The sequence below is a fragment of the Streptomyces sp. NPDC041191 genome (assembly GCF_055591945.1).
Map to the genome: position 1 here is coordinate 71,079 of NZ_JBVIZC010000014.1, position 21,991 is coordinate 93,069.

The 21,991-nt window shown below is 74.5% G+C and carries 16 protein-coding genes; 3 read left to right on the top strand and 13 right to left on the bottom strand.

Going from position 1 to position 21,991, the window contains the following annotated elements; translation table 11 throughout:
• Positions 1-126: 126 nt before the first annotated feature.
• From trpS to ACZ6AQ_RS25885, 9 genes are all read right to left on the bottom strand, one after another.
• Positions 127-1,212 carry a tryptophan--tRNA ligase gene (gene trpS, locus ACZ6AQ_RS25845; RefSeq protein WP_468762769.1) on the bottom strand — a complete coding sequence of 362 codons (1,086 nt, stop codon included), beginning with the start codon at positions 1,210-1,212 and terminating at the stop codon, positions 127-129.
• Positions 1,213-1,465: 253 nt separating this feature from the next.
• Positions 1,466-2,710: a cytochrome P450 family protein gene (locus ACZ6AQ_RS25850; protein WP_468762770.1), complete on the bottom strand. Its 1,245-nt coding sequence runs from the start codon at positions 2,708-2,710 to the stop codon at positions 1,466-1,468.
• Positions 2,707-3,936, bottom strand: coding sequence for a cytochrome P450 (locus ACZ6AQ_RS25855; protein WP_388695342.1), 1,230 nt, complete (start codon positions 3,934-3,936; stop codon positions 2,707-2,709). Before ACZ6AQ_RS25855 ends, ACZ6AQ_RS25850 begins: the two co-directional genes overlap by 4 nt.
• Entirely contained in the window at positions 3,933-4,556 is a 624-nt protein-coding gene (locus ACZ6AQ_RS25860) for a GTP-binding protein (RefSeq protein WP_468762772.1), read from the bottom strand. The genes ACZ6AQ_RS25855 and ACZ6AQ_RS25860 overlap by 4 nt, the downstream gene beginning before the upstream one ends.
• Positions 4,537-4,890, bottom strand: coding sequence for a DUF742 domain-containing protein (locus tag ACZ6AQ_RS25865; protein WP_388695347.1), 354 nt, complete (start codon positions 4,888-4,890; stop codon positions 4,537-4,539). Before ACZ6AQ_RS25865 ends, ACZ6AQ_RS25860 begins: the two co-directional genes overlap by 20 nt.
• Positions 4,887-5,288 carry a roadblock/LC7 domain-containing protein gene (locus tag ACZ6AQ_RS25870; protein WP_388695349.1) on the bottom strand — a complete coding sequence of 134 codons (402 nt, stop codon included), beginning with the start codon at positions 5,286-5,288 and terminating at the stop codon, positions 4,887-4,889. Before ACZ6AQ_RS25870 ends, ACZ6AQ_RS25865 begins: the two co-directional genes overlap by 4 nt.
• Entirely contained in the window at positions 5,288-6,907 is a 1,620-nt protein-coding gene (locus ACZ6AQ_RS25875) for a sensor histidine kinase (RefSeq protein ID WP_468762774.1), read from the bottom strand. Before ACZ6AQ_RS25875 ends, ACZ6AQ_RS25870 begins: the two co-directional genes overlap by 1 nt.
• A gap of 229 nt (positions 6,908-7,136) precedes the next feature.
• On the bottom strand, positions 7,137-7,859 hold the full coding sequence (locus tag ACZ6AQ_RS25880; protein ID WP_468762776.1) for a VOC family protein: 723 nt from the start codon (positions 7,857-7,859) through the stop codon (positions 7,137-7,139).
• A gap of 152 nt (positions 7,860-8,011) precedes the next feature.
• Positions 8,012-9,184, bottom strand: a complete 1,173-nt coding sequence (locus tag ACZ6AQ_RS25885; protein WP_468762778.1) for a PP2C family protein-serine/threonine phosphatase — start codon at positions 9,182-9,184, stop codon at positions 8,012-8,014.
• A gap of 50 nt (positions 9,185-9,234) precedes the next feature.
• Between ACZ6AQ_RS25885 and ACZ6AQ_RS25890 the strand changes: the two genes are divergently transcribed.
• Positions 9,235-9,744 (top strand): MarR family transcriptional regulator, encoded by a 510-nt coding sequence (locus ACZ6AQ_RS25890; protein WP_468762780.1) that lies wholly within the window; start codon positions 9,235-9,237, stop codon positions 9,742-9,744.
• Positions 9,745-10,593: 849 nt separating this feature from the next.
• Entirely contained in the window at positions 10,594-12,402 is a 1,809-nt protein-coding gene (locus ACZ6AQ_RS25895) for a PP2C family protein-serine/threonine phosphatase (protein ID WP_468762782.1), read from the top strand.
• 97 nt (positions 12,403-12,499) lie between these two features.
• Here ACZ6AQ_RS25895 and ACZ6AQ_RS25900 read toward each other — a convergent pair whose 3' ends face one another.
• The 4 genes from ACZ6AQ_RS25900 to ACZ6AQ_RS25915 all read right to left on the bottom strand — a co-directional run bounded on the left by ACZ6AQ_RS25900 (position 12,500) and on the right by ACZ6AQ_RS25915 (position 20,465).
• The gene (locus ACZ6AQ_RS25900) at positions 12,500-14,311 is read right to left on the bottom strand and encodes an ATP-binding SpoIIE family protein phosphatase (protein ID WP_468762784.1); all 1,812 of its coding nucleotides are present in this window, start codon (positions 14,309-14,311) and stop codon (positions 12,500-12,502) included.
• A 200-nt stretch (positions 14,312-14,511) separates the two neighbouring features.
• A complete protein-coding gene (locus ACZ6AQ_RS25905; protein WP_468762785.1) occupies positions 14,512-16,071 on the bottom strand; it encodes a mucoidy inhibitor MuiA family protein in 1,560 nt (519 codons plus the stop codon).
• A gap of 5 nt (positions 16,072-16,076) precedes the next feature.
• Entirely contained in the window at positions 16,077-18,155 is a 2,079-nt protein-coding gene (locus ACZ6AQ_RS25910) for a DUF4139 domain-containing protein (protein ID WP_468762787.1), read from the bottom strand.
• Between the two features lie 84 nt (positions 18,156-18,239).
• Positions 18,240-20,465: an alpha-N-acetylglucosaminidase gene (locus ACZ6AQ_RS25915; RefSeq protein ID WP_468762789.1), complete on the bottom strand. Its 2,226-nt coding sequence runs from the start codon at positions 20,463-20,465 to the stop codon at positions 18,240-18,242.
• Between the two features lie 305 nt (positions 20,466-20,770).
• On the opposite strand from ACZ6AQ_RS25915, the gene ACZ6AQ_RS25920 reads away from it, so the two are divergent.
• The gene (locus tag ACZ6AQ_RS25920) at positions 20,771-21,883 is read left to right on the top strand and encodes a chitinase (RefSeq protein WP_468762791.1); all 1,113 of its coding nucleotides are present in this window, start codon (positions 20,771-20,773) and stop codon (positions 21,881-21,883) included.
• Positions 21,884-21,991: the final 108 nt, after the last annotated feature.

Consider the following 21,991-nt stretch of genomic DNA (forward strand, 5'->3'; position numbering starts at 1 on the left):
AGGGAAGACGGGGCGCGGCGGGCCGAGGACGGCGAGGGAAGACGGGGCGCGGCGGGCCGAGGGCGGTGCGGGGGACACGGAGCGCGAGAGGCCGGGGCCCGGGTGGGGGCCGGGCCCGGCGACCGCTCAGTACTCGCTCCGCATCACCGCGCGGACCTCCGCGAGGGTGGCGTCGGCCGCCGCCCGGGCGCGCTCGTTGCCCTCCCGCAGGACCTCGCGCAGACGGCCCCGGTCCCGCGCGTACGCGGCGCGACGGGCCCGGACCGGCGCCAGGTGCTCGTTGACCGCCTCCGTCACGGTCCGCTTCAGGGCGGCGGACCCCGCCGAGCCGATGTCCTCCGCCACCTCCTCGGGCGTACGGCCCTGGCAGAGGGCCGCGAGGAGCAGCAGGGAGGACACCTCGGGGCGGCGCACCGGGTCGTACGCGACGTGCCGCTCGGAATCGGTCTTCGCGTCTCTGATCAGCCGCGCCGTCTCGTCCGCGTCGGCGGCCAGGGGCACGGCGTTGCCCCGGCTCTTGCTCATCTTGGTGCCGTCGGTGCCGAGCAGCAGCGGCGCGTCGGAGAGGAGCGCCTCGGGTTCGGGGAACACCCCTTCCCCGTAGCGGGCGTTGAAGCGACGGGCGATCGTCCGGGTGACCTCCAGATGCGGCAGCTGGTCCTGGCCCACCGGGACCAGGTTCGCCTTGCAGAAGAGGATGTCGGCCGCCTGGTGGACCGGATAGGTGAACATCAGGCCGCTGACGGCGGACTGCCGGGAGTGGGCGATCTCGTCCTTCACCGTGGGATTGCGGTTCAGCTCGGCCACGGACACCAGGCTGAGGAAGGGCAGCATCAGCTGGTTGAGGGCGGGGACGGCGCTGTGGGCGAAGATCGTGCTCCGCGCCGGGTCCACACCGATCGCGAGGTGGTCCAGGACCAGCTCCTCGACGTGCCCGGGCAGGTCGTCCGCCACGTCGCGGTCGGTCAGGACCTGGTAGTCCGCGACGATCACGAACAGCTCCACCCCCCGCTCCTGGAGCCGGACCCGGTTGCGGAGCGTGCCGAAGTAGTGCCCCAGGTGCAGCCGTCCCGTGGGACGGTCGCCCGTCAGCACGCGGAAGCGCCCGGGGGACCGGAGGATCTCCTCCTCCAGGACCGCGCTCCGGGCCCGGGCGGCGGACGTCCCGAGCACGTCGGGGGAGGAGGGGGCGGGGGCGGTGGTGGTGTTCACGAGGTCTCCTGGTGGGTCGAGGACGCCGTCGGTACGAGCCGCCGGAACGACAGGACCCGTGATCCAGGAAACGCGAAAAGGGCCGTTCGTCCGAACGGCCCTTCGGTCATGCGCGAGAGGTGGCCGCTCCTAAGGGGAGGGCCACCAGCTCGGGCAGGACGAAAGACGCATGCGCCCACCGTACAGCCTCGTACGGATGTCCGTCGGCGCGGACGACCGTCAGGCCAGGCCGATCGCCAAGCCAGGCCGACCGTCAGGCCAGGACGACCGGCAGGTCGAAGAGGTCGTTCTGGGTGACGACCGGCTTGTTGCGCAGCTCCTCGCGCGGCACGGCGAGGCGCAGCTCCGGGAAGCGTGCGTACAGCGCGGGCAGCGCCACCGACGCCTCCAGGCGGGACAGCGCCGCACCCGGGCAGACGTGCGGTCCGTGGCCGAAGGAGATGTGACGGTTCGGCGTGCGGGTCACGTCGAAGTCGCCCGCCGTCGGGCCGAACTGCTCCTCGTCCCGGCCGATCGCGCCGAACGACACGATCAGCCCCTCGCCCTCGGGCAGGACCTTGTCGCCGACCTCGATGTCCTCGGTGGCGAACCGGAACAGGACGTGCGAGGTGGGCGTCGACCAGCGCAGGGTCTCCTCGATCACGTTCTCCCACGGCACCTCGCCCCCGAGCACGAGGGCGCGCTGCTCGGGGTGGGTCTCCAGGGCGACCACGGCGTTCACGATCAGGCTGATGGTCGTCTCGTGGCCGGCGGCCACCATCAGCTGGAGGGTGTTGGTGATCTCCTCCGTGGTGAGCCGGTCGCCGTTCTCCGACGCCTCGATCAGCGCGCTGGTGAGGTCGTCGCCTGGCGCCTCCTTCTTGGCCGCCACGATTCCCGCGAACAGGGCGCCCAGGTCCGCCATCATCCGCGGCACCTCCTCGGGCGGGGTCTGCGTCGAGAAGAACTTGTCGAACAGCTCCTTCATCCGCGGCTGGTCGGCCCTTTCGACGCCCATCAGCTCGCAGACCACGTTCATCGGCAGCGGGTACGCGAACTCCGCCTTCAGGTCCACGACCGCGCCCGCCGGACGCTCGGCGAGCCGGTCCAGCATCTCCGTGGTCAGGGCCTCGATGCCGGCGCGCAGCCGCTCCACCCGGCGCGCGGTCAGCGCCTGCGCGACCAGGGTGCGCAGCCGCCGGTGCTCCTCGCCGTCCACGGTCAGCATCGACCTGCCCGGGTTGGCCAGGCCGATCAGCGGCCAGTCCAGGGGGATCTCACCGCGCTGCCAGGCCCCCCAGACCCCGATGTCCTTGACCAGCCGCGCGTCGGTGAGCAGCTTCCGGGCCTCCGCGTGACGGGTGACCGCCCAGCAGGGCACCCCGCCCGGCAGGACGACGCGGACCAGCGGACCGGCGGCGCGCAGCCGGGCGCTCTCGCCGTCGAGGTCGGTCACGAACGGGTCCAGCTCGATGACGTCGGTGCCGGAGGCGGCGGTGTGGTCGTACGGGCAGCTCATCCGAGGGCTCCAAGTGCGGGGGTCGGGGTGTAGGTCACGGGAAGCGCGGTGAGGCCGCGCAGCCAGGGGGAGGGGCGGCGGGTGAGCGCCTCCGGAGCCACCGCCAGGTCCACGTCCGGCAACCGGTCGAGGAGCACCTCGATGCCCGTACGGGCGATGGTCTCGGCGACTTCCTGCGCCGGGAAGGGGCAGCGGTGCTCGCCGTGCCCGAAGGAGAGGTAGGCGTTGTTGCCGCCGGTGAGCGCGCCGGAGTCGGTCCGTACGTGCGGGTCGGAGTTGGCGGCGGCCAGACCGAGCAGCAGCAGGTCGCCGCGGCCGATCCGGCGTCCGCCGAGGTGCGTGTCGCGCGAGGCCCACCGCCCGGCGACGTTCTGGGTGGGGGTGTCCTCCCACAGCACCTCGTTCATCGCCTCGCCGACGCTGTGCCGGCCGCCGGACAGGGAGGCCGCGAACCGGTCGTCGGTGAGCATCAGGCGCAGCGAGTTGCCGATCCAGTCGGCGGTGGGCTGGTGGCCGGCCGCCAGCATCACCATGAGGTCCTGACCGACCTCCTCCAGTGTGAAGCCGGAGGTGTTGGCGACCATCCGCGAGGCCACGTCGTCGCCCGGCGTCTCCGACTTGGCGGTGAGCAGGGCGAACATGGACTCGCCCAGATGGCGCTGGCCCTCCAGGGCGCCCTCCTGGCCGTTGATCATGTCGTTCAGGGCCTTGACGAGCCCGGGACCCTGCTCGTCGGCGAAGCCGTAGACGCTGGCGAGGACCCGGACCGGCAGCAGCATCGCGTACTCGGCGATGATGTCGCACGAACCCTTGCCGCACAGCGCGTCGATGAGCTCGTCGGCGAACCGCTCGGCCCGCTGCCTCAGGACGAACGGGTCGATCGCCTCCAGGGCCCCGGAGATGACGTTCGCGCGCTCGCGGTGCCGCTCGCCGACGGTGTAGAGGATGGACGGCTGCTTGCGGCCGATCATGGGCAGCAGGGGCCAGTCCGCCGGGATGTGCTCCCACTGGTTCCACAGGTCGGAGTCGCGGGAGAAGAGCACCGGGTCGCTGGTGACCTGGTGCAGCTCGCGGTAGCCGAGGACCAGCCAGGCGGGCACGTCCCCGTCCAGGACGACGGGGGCGACCGCCCCGTGGTCACGGCGCATCTGCCGGTACAGCTCGGTGGGTTCGGTCTGGAACCGGGGCCCGCTCAGCGGAACGGGACGGGACACGGGGCAGGTCACGGGGCGGGCTCCGGTATCGGCTGCGAGATCGGGTCCTGGACGAGGACGGACTGCAGGTGTTCGACGAGCGAGATCAGGACCTGCTTGCTGGACTCGCGCGACCGGGCGTCACAGAAGACCAGCGGCACCTCGGCGGCGAGGTCGAGGGCCTCGCGGATCTGCTCGGTGGTGTGGGCGGGTCCGCCGAAGTCGTTGCAGGCGACGACGAACGGCGTGCCGTGGTGCTCCAGGCGGTCGATCGCGTACCAGGAGTCGGCGAGCCGGCGCGTGTCGACGAGGACGACCGCGCCGAGCGTCCCGGAGAACAGCCGGTCCCACAGGAACCAGAACCGCTCCTGGCCGGGCGCCCCGAACAGGTAGAGGATGTTGTGGGCGTCCAGCGAGATCCTGCCGAAGTCGAAGGCCACGGTGGTGGCCGTCTTCGCGGCGACGCCGACGGTGTCGTCGACGCCCTCGCCCGCCTGGGTCATGGTCTCCTCGGTGTTCAGCGGACGGATCTCGCTGACCGAGCGCACCAGAGTGGTCTTGCCCACGCCGAAACCGCCGACGACGACGATCTTCAGTCCGTTGTCGGCGGTGCTGTGCAGGGTCTGGCGCTGTTCAGAGATTACGGAGTCCAACGAGCACCTGCTCCAGGATGTCGTGATCGGGAAGGCTGTACGACGCACGCGGGTGCCGTGCGCTGATACGGCCGGTGTCGTGGAGGTCGGCCAGCAGGATCCGCGTGATCGACACGGGCAGACCGAGACCGGCCGCCACCTCCACCACGGCGGTGGGGAAACGGCACAGGCGCAGGATCGCGGCGTGCTCGGACTGCATGCCGGGGGACGGATCGCTCTCGGCGACCACGAGGGTCACCAGGTCGAAGGCGTCGGACCCGGCGCGGCTGCGGCCGCCGGTCAGGGTGTAGAGCCGGTCCGGGGAATCGTCCCTGCCCGGCCTGGAACGGCTCATCCCCGGGGCCTCGCGACCAGGTGCTCGCCGAGCTGCTCGACCAGTTCGGACATGTTGTGGCCGATGAGCCCGGCGTCGGCGTCCTCGTCGGCGACCAGGGCGAGGTGGGCGCCCTCGCCGGCCTCCACGATGAACAGGATGCCGCCGTAGAACTCGGCCATCGCGGAACGGACGCCGCCCGTGCCGTCGCCGAACTCCACGGAGGCACCGTGCGACAGGCTCTGGATGCCGGCGGCGATCGCGGCGAGCTGGTCGGCCTGGTCGACGGAGAGCTCGGGGGTACGGCAGAGCTTGAGGCCGTCGCGGGAGAGCACCAGGGCGTGCCGGGTGCCCGGGGTGCGTTCCAGCAGGCCCTCCAGGAGCCAGCTGAGCTTCTCGTCGGTGGTGGTGCCGGTCATTACGGGGTGCCTTCCGGGTGCGGGGAGTTCGAGGACGGCGACGACGTCCTGGGGGTGGACGTCCGGCCGTCCCGGTCGGACGGGGCGGCCGGGGGACCGCCCGCCGGGGTCTGGTCGGCTTCGGTCCCGGCGTCCGGCTGGGCGGAGCGGACCGCCCGGCGGAAGCTGCCGAAGCGGGTCGCCGCCCCGGCCGCCGCGCCGCTGCGCGGACCCGCCGGGCGGGGCTTCGCGGCGGCGTCGGGGCCCTCCGGGTGGGCGGCGGCCAGGGCCCGGCCGCGACGGCGGCGCGGGAGACCGCTCTCGCCGAACTGCGGGTGCTCGCCGGTGCCCTCGGCGCCGGTGCCGGACGCCGCGTCGGGCTCGTGCACGGCCTCCGGTTCGGGAACCCGCGCTCCGGCGGGCACCCGGTCCGGTCCGGGCAGGGCGGGAGCGCGGCCGGGGGCGGCCGGTACGGCTGTGGCGGCGGGCGCGGCCGGCGAGGCCGGGGCCGTGTGGCTGATCAGGTCCTGCGGCAGCATGAGGAGGGCGCCGGTGCCTCCGCGCGCCGACGGGCGGAACGACACGGTCAGACCGTGCTTGCGCGCCAGCCGGCCGACGACGGCCAGACCGAGCCGGGTGCCGGAGAGTCCGGCCAGGTCCTGCGTCTCCGCGCTCACGGCGGCCTCGGCACGGCGCAGTTGGACGTCGCTCATCACCAGGCCGCTGTCCTCCACCGCGATGATGACGCCGGCGGGGACCTCCTCCACGTAGACGTGCACCTCGGCGGTGGGCGGGGAGAAGTTGGCGGCGTTGTCCATGAGTTCGGCCAGGGCGTGCATGACGCCCTCGGCGGCGTGGCCGGCGACGGCCGCTTCGCTGCTGGAGTGCAGCCGCACCCGCTGGTAGCCGCTGATCCGGCCCATGGCGCCGCGCAGGATCGACTCCATGCCGATCGGGCGGGCCCAGCGGCGGCCGGAACGCGCCCCGGTCAGCACGGCGATGGAGTCCGCCAGCCGGCCCGCCTGGGCGGTGCGGTGGTCGAGGTGGAGGAGGTCGGTCAGGACGTCCTCGTCGGCGTGCCGGTGCTCCATGTCCCGCAGGTCGGCCAGCATGCTCGTGGCCAGGGCCTGCATGCGGCCGGCCGCGTTGGCGGCGGCGGCCATGGCGGCGGACCGGCCGGACTCGGCACGGCGCAGCCGCTCTTCGAGGCGCGCCAGGTCGGCGGCTCGCGCCCGCTTCAGCTCGGCCGTCTCCGCCGCGTGGGCGCGGACGAGCTCCTCGGCCCGCGCCGTGCGGGCCGCCTCGGCGGCGGCGGCCTCCGCGGCGTACCGCTCCCTCAGGGCCGCGGCCTCCCGCTCGGCGGAGGCCGCGTACCGGGCGATGTACGCGTCCCGGGAGGCCAGTTCGGCGGTGAGGGCGTCGACCCGTCTGCCGAGCGCACGCGAGGTGCGTCCGTACCAGGTGACGGCGAAGGCCGAGGCGGCGAGCAACAGGACGCCGCAGACGGCGAACCAGCCCAGCGCGGGACGGACCTCGGCCGGTGCCGCGGCGGTCGCCGCCGCGGCGAGCGCACCACCTGCGGCGGCTGTCAACGACGAGGCGAGCAGGGCGGGACGGAAGGGGGTGGACGGCGCCGACATCAACCAGACTCTCAGGAACGGGCACACGGGGAAGGGAGTCGTAACGACGGCACTATAGATGTGTTCTTGATCAGTTAGGAACACTGTTGGTTGAACTTGCGCCAGTCAAGGTTTAAAAGGGCACAGTGCGTGGCGATTTTCGTTAACTTCTGGGGGACGGAGGGGGGCGCGCGGGTGGCGGGGCGGTGGCGGACGCCCTTGCGGCACGGCTCGCCCGGCGACGTGCCCGCTACCGGGGCCCGCGCACGGAGAACTCGTTGCCGTCGGGGTCGAGCATCGGTACCGGACCGCCGTCGTCCCCGTCCGTGCCGACGCGGGTCGCGCCGAGCGAGACCAGACGGTCGGTCTCCGCGTCCCGGTCGGCGCCGACCGGGAGCGCCAGTTCGAAGGACAACCTGTTCGTGCCCGTCTTCGGCGCCACCGGAGGGCCGCCCCAGGTGATCTTCGTGCCGCCGTCCGGTGCCTGGATCGCGGTCTCCTGGTCCTGGTCCCAGACCAGCGGCCACCGCAGCGCCTCGCTCCAGAAGAGACCGACCTCCCGCGTGCCGTCGCAGGCCAGGGCCCCGATGGTGCCGGTACCGGCGAGGAACGCGTTGCCCGGCCCGATGACGCAGAACTCGTTGCCGTCCGGGTCGGCGAGGACGACGTGGCCCTCTTCGGGACGCTGCCCCACGTCGAGGTGGCTGCCGCCCAGTTCCAGCGCCCTGGCCACCGTTCGCCGCTGGTCCTCGGGTGAGGTGCTCGTCAGGTCGAAGTGCACCCGGTTCCGCCCGCTCCTCGGCTCCCGGCACGGCAGGAAACGGATGTGGAACCCGGCGGCCCCGGGAGGCCGGATCGCGACGTCGCCGTCCGCACCCCCGAGCGGGTCCCAGCCCAGGACCCCCGCCCAGAACCGTGCCAGGCCGGACGGCCGGGGCGTGTGGAAGCAGATCGCGGAAAGCTGACTGGTCATGGCTCGGTGAGTCTCCTGTCCCTCGACGGCCGGCGCGGCGCCCCGGCGTGCGCAGCCTAGGGCGGCCGTGCGGCGCCCGCATCCGGTTTCCGTCCCGGAGCCCGGCCGCCCCTCCGGCGGGCGGCGCGTGAGGCCGCGCCGGGGGCGGCTCCTCAGGCGCCGGGCCGTCCGTGCCAGTCGAGGCAGACCACCATGGCGTCGTCCTCGGGGTCGATCACACCGCGGTGACCGGCCAGTTCCTGCAGGACGGCCCGGGGGACCTGGGCGGCGGGCAGGAGCTGGGTGCTGGTCAGCGCCCGGGCCAGAGCCCGGTCGCTGTACCGTTCGCCGGCCGGCGAGGCGACGTTGTAGACGCCGTCGCTGACGAAGACGAGGCGGTCTCCCGGTTCGGTCCGGAAGTGCTCGGCTGTGTAGGAGGTGTCCTCGAACATGCCGAGGGGGAGCTGGGCGTTCAGCTCGATCTGTTCGGCCCTTCCCCGCCGTACGCGCCACATCTTCGGTGAGCCGGCGTCCACGATCTCCGTGGCCCCGGTGGCCAGGTCGAAGCGGAGCAGGAGGACCGACAGGTGCTGCGCCCCCCGGTGCTGCCCGTAGACGGCCTGGTCGGCGAGGTACGCCTGGTCGACCAGGGACAGGCCGGCCCGCCGGGCGTTGCGCAGGGCGTTGACCGCGAGGCTGGTCAGCAGGGCCGCCTCGATGCCCTCGCCCATTCCGTTGGTCACGGTCAGGGTGAGGGCGTCGGCCGACGTCGACCAGTCGAAGTTGTCCCCGTAGATCGCGTAGGCGGGTTCGAGCTGCGCGCCGATCTCGTACTCGGGCCGGGTGCAGGAGCGCCCGGGAAGGAGCTGCCACTGCATCTCGGCGGCGAGGGTGAGGCGGGTGGCCCGCCGGGCCTGGAGGTAGAGGTCGGTGTCGCGCTCGCCGACGATGATCTCGTGGCCCAGGACCTCGGCGATCTCCGTCAGCTCCCGCGCGGTGTCCGAGTCCTCGTCCCAGGCGGCCAGGCGCAGGCTCAGGACCCCGATGCGGTCGCCGCGTACGCTCACCGGCAGGTGCGCGACGACGGAGCCGTCCTTCCCGGGGGCCTCGGTGTGGGGCCGCTGCCAGTTGAACGCCTTGCCGGGGGCGCTCGTGTGGACGGGAACGGGTTCCATCGTGTAGGGGAGGGCGGAGACCGGTTGCAGTATGGTCATCGCGTAGTCGGCCATGAGCAGGGTGACGTCCGCGGCGCCGTACTGTGCGGCCAGCGCTTCCTCCAGGGCCTGGAGGAGAGCGTCGGGAGTGGTGGAGCGCAGGGCGCGCTCGACCACGGTGAATCTGTCCATCGTTCGGTTACCGCCTAGTTGTGGAACGCATGCGAAAGGGAGCTTCTCTCATGTCTCGGCGACCGGAGGAAGCGCTGCGGCAGGACGGCGCGGGGGCATACGTCGCCAGTATGGCGCGCGAGGTCCTGGAGCTGGTCGAGGTCTTGTGGTCCCAGGGAGAGAGGGTCTCGACTGCGCCGGTGTCGTCGTCCCAGGTGCGTGTGCTGTACGTCCTCGAGCGCGAGGGAGTGGTGAACCTGCGCACCCTGGCCGAGAAGCTCGACTCCATGCCGCCGTCGGTCAGCCGGATGTGCGACCGGCTGCACGCGGTGGGATTCATCGAACGCAACCACAGTTCTTCGGACCGCCGGGAACTGGAACTGCGCCTGTCACGCCGGGGCGCGAGCTACCTCGAAGCGCTTCGGGCCCGGCGCGAGGAGGTCCTGGGAGAACTGCTGGGCAGGATGAGCGCCACGGAGCGGGCCATGCTGGCGCGGGGCCTGGTCGGGATCCGGGCCGTCACCGGCGACGCCGCGTCCGGACGCGGCGAGCCGGAAGCCGTCGCGTCGGGGTCGGCCTGAGGCCGGCGGCTGCGCCGATGGGTTCACGATTCCACCTTCCCGAGGCCGGCTCTCCGGCTCATGCTGCTGCGACAGATTCCTGCCTCCGGCGGATACTTGTCAAATGGCAAGTATTGGTCCGGGGCAACTGTGGGTGAGGGGTGTTTCGCGGCGGGAGTCCCCGGGGCGCCGCGCGGGGGAGGGGAATGCCTCCGCGGGCCGGAAGGCCCCTCCGTGCCGATGGCCGTCGACGCCGCGCGGCGGCGGGCGGACCGGAGCCGCCGCCTGACGGACCGGGGCGGTCCGGCGGGCCCGGCGCCCGGCGGGTGAGGCCCGCGGACTCCCGCCGCGTCTTCGTCTCCTCCCGCCCTCCCGCCGCCGCTGTGGCGGCCGCCCCGGCGGTCCGGAGGCCCGGGGTGCCCGCTTCTCCTTCCACGGTGACCTCCTCCCGTCCCTTCCGGGGACGTGCGCGGTGACCGGCCCCGTGATCCTCCTGCCCCGCTCCGGACCCCGTACGCGCCGGGCGTCCGGAGCCGGGGCCGTGCCGGGCGGGCCGTGCCGATCGCGCGGGACTCGCCTATTGTTGTCGTGCGGCAACTATCGCTGGTCGTTCCTCATCCGCCGGTCCCTGTCGGTGCCCGGATGCTCGAAGACCCGGGAAGAAAGCGAGCGGGCATGGCGGTTCAGACGCCGCACACGGCTGGCCGGGAGCGCGACCGCGTTCCCGGCCGGCCGCCGGGAGCGGGTCGCGCGGCGGACGGAACCGCCGCGCTTCCGGACGGTGCCCGGCGCGCCCGGTCCCGCCCCCGGCGACACCACGTCCGTCGTGCCCACCGCCGCAGCCCTCTCCCCACCCCCGCGAGGAGCGTGATGAACGCGCCGCAGATCAACCTGACGATCAGAACGCCGGCCGACGCCCTGCGAGCGCGTCAGGACGTCCTCGCCCTCGCCTCCGCGGTCCCCGCCGAAGCACGCGTCCGTCTGGTCACGGACCTCTTCGGAAAGATCGGGACGGCGCTCGACGAAGGCACCACGGCCCGTCTGCGGGTCGAGGTCCACCCCGACCCCGCCACCGGGGCCCCCGCCGTCCACGCCGTCCTGCACACCCCCGGCGACGGGAACGACGGAAGCGACGGGAGCGACGGAAACGACGGAAACGACGTGCACACGGAGCCGACCCTTTCCCGGCCCGCGCGCGCCCCGGCCGCCCCGGCCGCCCCGGCCGCCCCGGCCGCGTCCCGGGACGGCGGCGAGGAGCCCTGCTCCCGGCTCGTCCGCGCGCTCGCGGACGGCGACGGCGACGTCCGCACCCTGGTGGAACTGCTGGACTGGCACCGCGGCGAGCTGGAATCCACCAACCAGGGCGTACTCGCCCTGCACGCCGAACTCGACGCCGCCCACCGGGCCCAGACCGAACTGCTGACCGCCGAACAGGCCGCGCGCGAGCAGGCGGAGACCGCCCGCAAGCGGCTGTCGTTCCTCTCCGCCGCCAGCGCCACGCTCACCCGCACCCTGGACCACGAAAGGGTCCTGCGCGACCTGGCCGGGATGCTCGTCCCCGAGTACGCCGCCACCGCCCACATCCGGCTCCTCGACAACCGGCAGAAGCTCATCGCGCCGTCCGGGGACACCCCGGACGGCGCGGAGCTGCCGGCCGACCACCCCGCCGTCCTCACCGCCCGCACCGGACGGGTCCACCACCGCGCCGGAACCGGCCGCCCCGGAGCCGCCCCCGGCACCGTGACCGGTCCTCCCCTGCTCTCCCTCCCCCTGACCACGGGCCGGACCACACTGGGCGTGCTGGTCCTGACGCCCCCCGCGGACCGGTTCACCCCCGACGACGTCGTGATGCTCACCGAACTGGCCCGTCGTGCCGCCACCGCGCTGGACAACGCCCAGCGCTACGAACACGAACGCGACACCGCGGAGATCCTGCAACGCGCCATGCTCACCGACCTGCCCGCGGTCCCCGGCCTGCGCATGGCGGCACGCTATCTGCCCGCCGGCAAGGGCATGAACGTCGGCGGCGACTGGTACGACGCCTTCCTCCACCCCGACGGCACCCTGACCACGGTCATCGGCGACGTCACCGGCCACGGACTGGACGCGGCCGTCCTGATGAGCCAACTCCGCCACGCCCTGCGCGCCTACGCCCTCCAGGGCCACTCCCCGGGCGTCCTGCTGACCCTCCTGCACGACCTCATGCGCAGCCTGCAGCCCGGTCTCTCCGCCACCGCCCTGGTTGCCCAGCTCCGCCCGGCGAGCCCCGAGGTCGTCTGGGCGACCGCCGGTCACCTGCCCCCGCTCCTGCGCACCCCCGACGGCACCGTCCACGTCCTCCACGACCGAGGAGGTTTCCTCCTCGGCCTGCCCGTCGACCAGACCGTCCGCGACCACCACCTCACCCTCGCCCCCGGCTCCAGCCTGCTGCTCTACACCGACGGGCTCGTCGAACGCCGTGCCCGGGGCGTCGATCCGGGCATCCGGCGGCTCGCCGCCGCACTGGCCGGCCTCGCCCCGCAGGCCGGCGACACCGTCGAGCAGGACGCCGAGAAACTCCTTGCCGACCTCCTGCGCGACAGCCCCGGGGACGACGACACCTGCCTGCTCCTGTGCCACGCCGACCCGCCGTGCCCCTCGGTGCCGGTCCGCAGGCCGGCGGAGTCCCGGTCCAGGTGACGGCCGCGCCGGCCACGGCCGGACCCCGACGGCGGCGACGGCGGGGCGGCCGGTTCCGCCGGGTGCGCGGCACCGCGCCGGTGCCGTGCCCGCCCCGTCACGCCTCCTGGCCGCCCGGCATGTTCTGCTCCGCCCAGACCACCTTGCCGGTGTCGGTGCGGCAGGAACCCCAGCGGCGACAGAGCATGTTGATGAGCTGGAGCCCCCGGCCGCCCTCGTCGCTGAGGTCCGCGTGCTGGATCTGTGGCAGGTCGGGTCCCGTGTCCGAGACCTCCACGACCAGACGCTCGCCCCGCCAGAGCCGCAGCTCGCCGGGGCCGTTGCCGTAACGCAGCGCGTTGCCCACGAGTTCGGAGACGACCAGTTCGCAGACGTCCGCGAGCTCCGCCAGCTCCCACTCGGCGAGCTGGCCGGTGACCAGGCCCCGCGCCACCGAGGCCGCCCGCCCGTCCTTCGGCAGCTCCCACACCCGCAGATCGACGCCCGGGGACGGGGAGTCCGTCGTGACGAGGAGCACGGCCTCGTCGAACCGCGTGGCGCCGGCCGGGGCGCGGTCCAGCAGGCCCCCCGCTTCGAGCGACTCGGGGGTGAGTCCGAGCGCGGCCGACCGGAGCCGCGCCAGCTGGACGTCCAGGTCCTCGGTCCGGGTCTTGATCAACCCGTCCGTGTACATCACCAGACGACCGCCGTCCGGGATCTTCAGCCGCAGCGGGTCGTACGGGATCACCCCCGCGCCCAGGGGCGCGCCGGCCGGCACGTCCACGAAGTCGGCGGCCCCCCTCCCGTCCAGGAGCAGGGGCGGCAGGTGACCGGCGCTGGCCAGCGTGTAACTGGAGTCCGCCGGGTCGTAGACCGCGCACAGACACGTGGCGACCTGCTCGTCCTCCAGGTCGCGGGTGGCCAGGTCGAGCCGTGCCAGGACCCGTTCCGGAGCCATGTCCAGGGTCATCAGGGTGCGGGCGACCGCCCGCAGCCGGCCCATCGTGGCGGCGGCGGGCAGCCCGTGCCCCATCACGTCGCCCACCACCAGGGCCGTGCGCCCCCCGGGCAGCGCCACCACGTCGTACCAGTCCCCGCCCACCCCGTGGCCGGCCGCCGAGGGCGCGTACTCGGAGCGCACCCGCAGGCCCGGCGTCACCGGGGTCGCGCGCGGCAGCAGGCTGCGCTGCAACGAGACCACGTGCTCGCGCTCGCGCCCGTACAGCCGGGCGTTGTCGATGAAGACGGCCGCCTTGGAGGCGAGCTGTTCCGCCAGGGCCAGGTCGGTGGGGGAGAACGGCGGTGTCCCGGGGCCGCGCACGAAGTCGGCGCTCCCGAGCAGCAGGCCGCGTGCGATCAGGGGCACGGCCAGATAGCTGTGCACGCCGGCGGCGCGCATCTGCGCCGCCGCGCTCTCCGTCGGCGCGACCCGGGCGAAGTCGTCGTCCCGCATCCGGCTCAGCAGGACCGGCTTGCCCTGCCGGAGGCAGTACCGGTGGAGCAGCGTCTCGTGCTGCTCCTCGGACCGGACGAAGGTCTCGCCCACCGGGGTCGGCTCCAGGGAGGACAGCTCCTCGATGGCGCACAGGGCCGTGGCCCGCAGGGCCGGGATGCCCTCTCCCGTCCACCGCGCGCCCTCCTCGCCGCGCAGCACGCTCTCCAGGACGTCGACGGCGGCGCCGTCGGCGAACCGGGGCACGGTGAACTCGGCCAGCTCCTGCGCGGTGCGCTCCAGGTCCAGCGTCGTACCGATTCTGGAGGTGGCGGAATTCAGCCACGCCAGCTGACCGCGGGTGGTGAACCGGTCCGGGGGCAGCAGACCCCTGCTCCTGCGGAAGCGCGCCCTCGCGCCGGCCGGGCGGTGCGCCGACGGCCCGCCTCCGTTCGGGGCGCGGCCGGTCAGGCGCCGTCCGTCGCTGTCGCCGTTCACTCTTCCGGCCTCCCGACAGGATGTGACGCCATCTGCCGCACAGTCTGCACCGGAAGCGGCCCGTGTGCATCAGGCATGCGGAACCGGTTCGCGCAAGGATGTCCACGGCCACGAAGGGTCACCCGGGGCGACCGTCCGTGACGCCGGGAGGGCGTACGGGAAAGCCCCCCGGCCCCGCGCCCTCCCCGCCCGTCCCGCCCTCAGATCCCCGTGGCCCTGGAGGCCGCCGACAGCTCGTACACGAGGGTGACCGTGCGGCGGCCGCCGGGCGGCACGGGGACGTTCCAGCGGGCGATGCCCTCGGCGTCCACCGCGTCCGGCACCGGGGAGCAGGACTCCTCGCGCAGACGCACCTCCACCGCCGAGACCTCGGAGACGGGAAGCCGCTCCCGCAGGACGACCACCCGGTCGCCGTCCTCGCCCGGGGCGGAGAACCGGGACAGGCGCAGCCGGACCGTGCGGGTGACCACGGTCCGCTGCGAGAGGCCGGCGGTGTCGCGGGACTCCTCGGCGTGCCGCACGACCCGCAGGTCGTCACGGCTGCCGAAGGCCAGCTCCGCCGGGGCCCCGGGCGCGGTGAAGTCCAGCGTGCCGCGTCCGGTGAAACCGCCGCCGCGCACCAGGTCCACCGGCCCGGCGAGCAGCGCGTGCCCGGCCGCGTTGTCGAACCGCACCACCTGGGTGACCAGCGGCGACAGTTCGGGGGAGCAGGCGTACTCACTGCTCGCGCCCGTCGTGAAGGAGGAGAGCGGCACGTGGTGGGCGCGGCCGTCGCCGGGCACGGAGACCGTCGCGGGAGCGTGCAGGACGCGGACCTCGCCACCGTCGTCCACGCCCGGCAGGCCGGTCACCGGCGCCGGGCCGAGGTCGCCGGTCTCCTCCTCGCGCACCTCGACGTCGAGCGTGCGGCGCTCGGCGGCCGTCCGGTCCCTGAGCGTCAGCCGGTCCTCGACCAGGCGCGGCGGATCGGTGGCCAGGGCCGAGCGGGCCGTCGACAGCGTCAGCCGCACGTCCGACCAGTCCTCGCCGGTGCGCTGCCAGACCACGGCCCCGGTCTCCAGGGTCAGGGAGTCCCCGTCGAGCACGGCCCGGTAGGCGGGCCGCCACAGCGCGCACGGCGTGAGGTGGCTCAGACGCAGCCGCGCGGGCCCGGCGGCCCCGGCCTCCACGGTCAGCTCCACGTGACCGGCCAGCTCGGCGGGCTCCTCCTCGGCGGCGTGCAGGGCCCGCCACGCCTCGCCGGTCTCGTCGGCGAGGGCGGACAGCCGCGCCTCGGCGGCACGGAGCCGCTCGGCGTGCGCGTCGCGCTCGGCGTCCACGCGGTCCAGCTCACGGGCCCAGCGCTCCTCCTCGCTCTCCCCGGAGCCGGCGCCCTCGGAGATCTCCCGCAGCAGGTCGGCGGCGAGCCGGCCGAGCAGGTCCAGACGGGTCCGCAGACGGTCCCGCCGCTGCTCCACCGCGCGCCGCTCCTCCTCCAGGGCGCGCACGTGCCGGCGCAGGCCGGAGTCGTCGGGGGAGGGGGCGGGACCGCGCGGCGTCCAGGTGCGGACGATCCGTACGTCGAGCACGGTGGCCGGGCGGTCGGACACCAGCTCGGCGTGGAGGGTGCGGTCGACGGCGAGCGCGCCGACCGGGCCGAGACGCAGCCGCTGGACGCCGGCCGCCAGGTCGAGGACGGCGGTGCGCTCGACGTGGGCGCGGTCCTCCAGGCAGGTGACGGCGGTGACGGGCAGGGGGATCGGCCGGGGGTGCGTGGACATGGTGGTCAGCTCCTGCGGTTGCCGTCGGCCAGGGACTTGCCGGCCGGGACGCGGATCTCGTAGCCGCCTTCGAGGACGGCGGTGCCGCCGGCGGGGAGGACGACCCGCCAGACGCGGGTTCCCTCGGCGTGTTCCCCCGGGTCCGTGCCGTCCTCCGGCACGGACCAGTCGGCCCGTTCCTCGATCCGCACGTCCGGCTCTGAGGTGACCGGAACCCGCTCGTGGACCTCGACGGTGGCGGGCGCCGCCAGGCGGTTGGCCAGTTCCACGTGGACGCGGTGGTCGAGCACGGTGACGTTGTTGCGCAGTCCCGCCGTCGATTCGAGGAGGTGTACGCGGCGCGTCACGCGAAGGGCCTCGGCCGCCCCCAGGCCCAGCCGCCGGACACCGCCGGGGGCGAGCGTGGGGAGCGCGGCCGTCAGCAGGAACGCGTCGTCGACGGTGACCTCCACCGGACCGGCCAGCAGGGCCCGGTCGGTGGCGTTGGAGACCACGAGCGTCGCGTACACGGTCTGCTCCACGGACGGCACGCAGAGGTACTCCGTGCGCAGGCCGACCGCGATCTCGCCGACGGTGACGGTGTGCCAGGTGCCGTCCGAGGGGACGTCGGCGCGGGCGGCGGCGTCGAAGCGGTGGTCGAACGAACCCGCCGACTCGCGAGGACGCACGGCGTGTTCGGGCAGCGGCAGCGCGGCCACCCCTTCGGCACGGCGTCGGTACTCGGCCGCCACCGCGTCGGGGGAGGAGGCGGGGAACAGCCGGCCCCGGCGCGGTTCCGGCTCGTCGGGGCCGCACAGCACCAGGGAGGCGTAGTCGAGTTCGGCACCGCTCGGCCGGGGCGGACCGGCCGGGGACGGAACCGCCGGGGGCGCCGCCGCGCCGTCCCCGCCGGACCTCTTGCCCGCGCGTCGCGGGACGGCCGGGGACACGGGGTCCGGCGCCGCGTCCCGGGCCCCGGCGGCGAAGCCGTACGCGCCGCCGGGGGCCGGCGGCAGACCGGTGGCGGGCGCCGGCCCGGCGAAGCCCGGCGGCGCGGGCGCCGGGGGCGGCGGTGGCGGCGGTGGCGGAACGGGGGCGGCCGCGACGGGCACGGCCGCGAAGCCTCCCACGGCCTCCCCGGAACCGCCCACCGCCCCGCCGAAACCGCCGACGGGACGGGGCCCGGCCGCCTCGTACCCGGCGAAGAGGCCGGCGAGACCCGCCGGGGGCTCGCGCCAGCCGGACGGTGCGGGGGCCTCCTGGCGGCGCCCGATCCGGACGGAGCGCAGCCTGGGCAGATCGGTGCGGCGCCCCAGGTCCGCCGTGGCCAGGGCGACGCGCACCCCGTTCCAGTCCTCGCCGGTGCGCTGGGCGACCGAGGCGCGCAGCAGCAGCCTGCCGCTGTCCTCCCCCGTGCGGTGGGAGAGGCGGTAGGCCGGTACCCAGACGGCGCCCGGCACGCCGTACTCCACCTCCACCTCGACCTCCTCTTCGGCGGCCCCGGTCAGGGAGAGGACGGCGTGGACGCCGGTCTCGACGTGGGCCGGAGGGGCGTCGGTGGAGGCCCGGTCGAGACGGTCCGAGGCGACGCCGAGCTCGTGCTCGACGCGGAGGACCTCCTCCTCCAGCTCGGCGAGGCGCGCGTGCAGTCCGGTCAGCCGCTCGTCCACGAAGTCGGCGAGTCCGAGCCAGGCGTCGACCGGGGTCCGGCGGTGCGGGTCGTCGCGCTTGCGGGGCGGCGGCACGGGGCGCAGCCCCCGCACCTCCTCGATCAGGCCCCGCTGCCGGTCCCGGCGCGCCCCGGCCGCCGCGTACGCGTCGCGCAACCGCTCCACCTCGCGCCGCAGCGCGTCGGGGGCGGAACCGTCGTGCGGCGCGGCCTCGACCTCCACCCGGGCCCCGGTGACCCGGACCCCGGCGGTGTCCAGGACCCGGGCCCGCAGCGAGCCCGGGTCCAGCGTGCGCGGCAGGCCCGTCACCCGTACCCGGCCGTCCCGCGGCACCCGGCCCCGGGCCAGGCGGCGGCAGAGCGCGCCCCGCGCGTACACCACGACCGAATCGAGGACCGAGTCCCACCTCCGGGTCGTTCCCGTTCCGTCCGCCATGCGCCCCGCCCCCCCCGCGTCTCCGTGTGGAGCGAAGCCTACGACGGGACGCCCGCGCGCCGGCTCCCGTGTGCCGGGAAACCGTCAGGCCGCCGCCTCCAGGGCCGCCCGCACCTCCTCCGCCAGGGCGTGGGGGTCACCGGCCGGAACGGTCGGGTGGGGCCGGTGGTCGCGGGCCCAGGCGTCGTCCCGCGCGAACCAGTCGACGGCGGCCGGGGCCCCGCCGGTCACCAGGGCGTCGTCGAGGGTCGCGAAGTAGGCGGCCCAGCGCGGCGCGTAGACCTCCCGGACGAGTCCGTCCCACTCCCGGTTCGCGTAGTCGCGCAGCCCGCCCGTCTCGCTCGGGACCCGGCCGCCCCACGTAGTCAGGATCGAGCGGGCGTCGTACTCCAGGCGGTCGCGCTCGGCGGGGTCGGCGCCCCAGGAGCGGGCGTCCTCCAGCCACGGGCCGAGCAGGAACCGCCGGTCGGAGCCGACGAGCCGCCCGAGCAGTTCCATGTCGGCGTTCCACTCCCGCACCAGCGCCCGGAAGCGTCCCAGGTCCTTGGCCTCGTACGCGGCCCTGACGCGCGGCAGCAGCACACGGCCGCGGTTGGTGAGCGCCTGGCGCGCCACGTCCACGAGGTCGTAGCGGTACGCGTCCGTGGTCCGCAGGCCGGGAGCGACCCGGAGCAGTTCCGACAGGGCCCGCTCCACCGTGGCGGCGTCGTACCGCAGGGCGGTCGGGCTCCAGCGCGCCGCCGTGTTCGCCGTCAGGCTCGGGCGCGCGGCGAAGAGGCTGTCCTGCGGCTCGCTCCACGTCCCCGGGGCCATGCTGTACGGGCCGAGCCGCAGCTGCTCCCAGGCGGCGGCGGCGTGCGGGTCGGCGCCGCCGTAGCGGCGGGCCGCGTAGTCGGCGAACCAGGCCCGCTGGTCGATCCGGCCCGGCTGCCAGGCGAGTTCGGTGAACAGGTCGAATCCGGCGGGGTTGCCGCCGGTGCCCTCCGGCAGGTAGGCGATCCCGCGCAGCGCGGAACCGGGCTCGGCCAGCCACGCGTGGAAGCGGCTCACCCAGGCGCCGGTGTTGGCGCCCAGGCTGGTGTGGCCGCCGAAGTTGGCGATGGAGCCGAAGGCGTAGGGCGTGCCGCCCCACTCCGTCTCGCGGTCGAGGCCGTCGTAGCGGTCGGAGAGTCCGTCGAGGATCAGCACCCGGCTGCGGTCCACCCCGCTCAGGAACGCGGCGGTCGGGTTGCGCTGCCAGCCGAGCATGGCCCAGGTGGCGCCGGGGTGCGCGGTGTCCAGGGCCCGCTGGACGGCCCGGGCGGCCGAGGCGACGTCGACCGGGCCCGGGGTGCCGCCCTCGTGCAGCAGGTCCATCTTGTACATGCCGCTGTCGCCGAACCGCTCCCGCTGGACGCGGTAGAAGACGGCGGCCAGCCGGTCGAAGACCGGGCCGGTCGGGTCCAGCCAGTCGGGCCGGTCGAACCCCACCCACCTGCCCTGCGGGACGGTGACCGCACCCGGGTTCCGCGCGGCGAACCCCGGCGGCACCGTGCCGAAGAAGCCCGGGAGGACGGGGGTCATCCCGAGGGAGCGCAGGTGGTCCGCGATCCGGGCGCCCAGCGCCGCGCGGGCCTCGACCAGCCGCTCGGACACCGGCCCGGCGAAGCCGGACATGTTCTGCAGCATCCACCAGGGCTGGTGGGCGGGGCCGGGGAGCCAGTTCCGCAGCTCGGCGGCGCTGTAGCCGAACTCCTGGAGGGCCCGGTGGTACACGTGGTCGGTGCCGGTCGGGACGAACACCTCGTTCACGCCGTGCAGCGCCATCAGGTCGATGTCGCGGCGGTACGCGTCGAAGTCCCGGTACGCGCCCGAGTAGCCCTCGTCCGTGTCGTTCAGGGCGTAGCGGTGGGGCACGTTCGCCGACCGGGTGAGGGTCCCGGTGACTCCCGGGAGCGTGGCGGGCAGCCGCCCGAGGCTGTCGCCGGGCCATCCGACGTCGACCCCGGCGACCCGCTCCAGGTACCAGCCCGCCCCGGCGAGCAGCGTGGCCGGGGAGGTGCCCCGGATCTCGATCCGGCCCGCCTTCCCGGAGAGCGTGAAGTAGTCGCCCGCGTCCGGCCGCTCGACGGAGACCAGGGTGAACTGCCGGGCCCGGGTGGCGAGCAGCCGCTCCAGACCCGCCCGCGCGGGCGCCGTGTCGAAGACGGGCGGCGCGGCGGCGGCGCGGTCGCCCCACCGGGGCGGCGCGCCGGGCAGGACCGCCGCCGCGGCGACGAGCAGCACGACGGCGAGGACGTGACGACATCGGAGGATCGGGTGACGGCCCATCTGGTTCCCTGTCCTTGGTTCCCTGCTCGGAAGAGCCCGGCGGATCGTCCGACCACTCTCCGACGCTCCCGCTCCCGAAGGGCGCAGGCGGAGCCGGAACCGGCGGGCGCTCATCCGTGCGGGTGAACACGGACGGCGCGACGGTGCTCGGGGGCGCTTCCGGGCGGGCGCACCCGGCCGCGCCCGTACCGGTGGGTCAACTCGCTTGTCGGTCGGGTCGGTTGACGAATGGTCTGGACCAACCTACGGTCGGGAGAGCGCGCGCCATGCCCAGGACTCCACCCCCCACGTCCCAAGGAGCACGCATGCCAGGCCATCGGATCACCCGTGTCCTCGGAGCGGGACTCGGCGCCCTGCTCGCGGCCACCGCCCTCACCGCGCCCGCCGCCGCCGAGGGCGCGAAGGCCGTACGGACGGCCCCGTCCCTCCCCGCCGCCCCCACCACATCCGCCGCCGACCCGGACACCTGCGCCCTCAAACCGAAGCCCGCCGGAAAGGTGTTGCAGGGGTACTGGGAGAACTGGGACGGCGCGTCCAACGGCGTCCACCCGCCCTTCGGCTGGGCCCCCATCGACGACCCGCGCTTCGCCGCCCACGGCTACAACGTCCTCAACGCCGCCTTCCCCGTGATCCGTTCGGACGGAACGGTGCTGTGGGAGGACGGCATGGACAGCACCGTCCGCGTCGCCACCCCCGCCGAGATGTGCCGCGCCAAGGCGGCCGGGGCGACCCTCCTGATGTCGATCGGCGGAGCCACGGCCGGCATCGACCTGAACTCCCGCGCCGTCGCCGACCGCTTCGTCGACACCGTCGTGCCCCTCCTGAAGAAGTACAACTTCGACGGGATCGACATCGACATCGAGACCGGCCTGGTCGGCAGCGGCTCCATGGGGACCCTGTCCACGTCCCAGGCCAACCTGATCCGCATCATCGACGGCGTCCTCGCCCGCATGCCCGCCGGTTTCGGCCTGACGATGGCACCGGAGACGGCGTACGTCACCGGCGGCAGCGTGGTCTACGGGTCGATCTGGGGCGCGTACCTGCCGATCATCAAGAAGTACGCGGACAACGGGCGCCTGTGGTGGCTCAACATGCAGTACTACAACGGCAGCATGTACGGCTGCGCGGGCGACTCCTACTCCGCCGGCACCGTCGCCGGGTTCGTCGCGCAGACCGACTGCCTGAACCGGGGCCTGGTGATCCAGGGGACCACGATCAGGGTCCCGTACGACAAGCAGGTCCCCGGGCTCCCCGCACAGCCGGGCGCGGGCGGCGGCCACATGGCGCCCTCGGCCGTGGCCCAGGCGTGGAACCACTACGGCGGGGCGCTCAAGGGCCTGATGACCTGGTCGGCGAACTGGGACGGCTCGAAGGGCTGGACGTTCGGCGACAACGTCAAGGCCCTCCAGGGTCGTTAGGACGTGCCCGGGAGCGGATGGGGTCCACCACCTGCCGGGTGTGCTGGACCTCGCCTCCATTCGTTCGGCAAGCGGACGCAGCGGCGCCGAACCGCCCGGCGGCGTATC

What these genes read in the sequence shown, in the direction of transcription:
- ACZ6AQ_RS25850 (WP_468762770.1), bottom strand. Translation starts at nt 2,710, where the DNA reads ATGAGCTGCCCGTACGACCACACCGCCGCCTCCGGCACCGACGTCATC.
- ACZ6AQ_RS25865 (WP_388695347.1), bottom strand. Translation starts at nt 4,890, where the DNA reads ATGAGCCGTTCCAGGCCGGGCAGGGACGATTCCCCGGACCGGCTCTAC.
- ACZ6AQ_RS25870 (WP_388695349.1), bottom strand. Translation starts at nt 5,288, where the DNA reads ATGACCGGCACCACCACCGACGAGAAGCTCAGCTGGCTCCTGGAGGGC.
- ACZ6AQ_RS25875 (WP_468762774.1), bottom strand. Translation starts at nt 6,907, where the DNA reads ATGTCGGCGCCGTCCACCCCCTTCCGTCCCGCCCTGCTCGCCTCGTCG.
- ACZ6AQ_RS25880 (WP_468762776.1), bottom strand. Translation starts at nt 7,859, where the DNA reads ATGACCAGTCAGCTTTCCGCGATCTGCTTCCACACGCCCCGGCCGTCC.
- ACZ6AQ_RS25885 (WP_468762778.1), bottom strand. Translation starts at nt 9,184, where the DNA reads ATGGACAGATTCACCGTGGTCGAGCGCGCCCTGCGCTCCACCACTCCC.
- ACZ6AQ_RS25890 (WP_468762780.1), top strand. Translation starts at nt 9,235, where the DNA reads ATGTCTCGGCGACCGGAGGAAGCGCTGCGGCAGGACGGCGCGGGGGCA.
- ACZ6AQ_RS25895 (WP_468762782.1), top strand. Translation starts at nt 10,594, where the DNA reads ATGAACGCGCCGCAGATCAACCTGACGATCAGAACGCCGGCCGACGCC.
- ACZ6AQ_RS25905 (WP_468762785.1), bottom strand. Translation starts at nt 16,071, where the DNA reads ATGTCCACGCACCCCCGGCCGATCCCCCTGCCCGTCACCGCCGTCACC.
- ACZ6AQ_RS25910 (WP_468762787.1), bottom strand. Translation starts at nt 18,155, where the DNA reads ATGGCGGACGGAACGGGAACGACCCGGAGGTGGGACTCGGTCCTCGAT.
- ACZ6AQ_RS25915 (WP_468762789.1), bottom strand. Translation starts at nt 20,465, where the DNA reads ATGGGCCGTCACCCGATCCTCCGATGTCGTCACGTCCTCGCCGTCGTG.
- ACZ6AQ_RS25920 (WP_468762791.1), top strand. Translation starts at nt 20,771, where the DNA reads ATGCCAGGCCATCGGATCACCCGTGTCCTCGGAGCGGGACTCGGCGCC.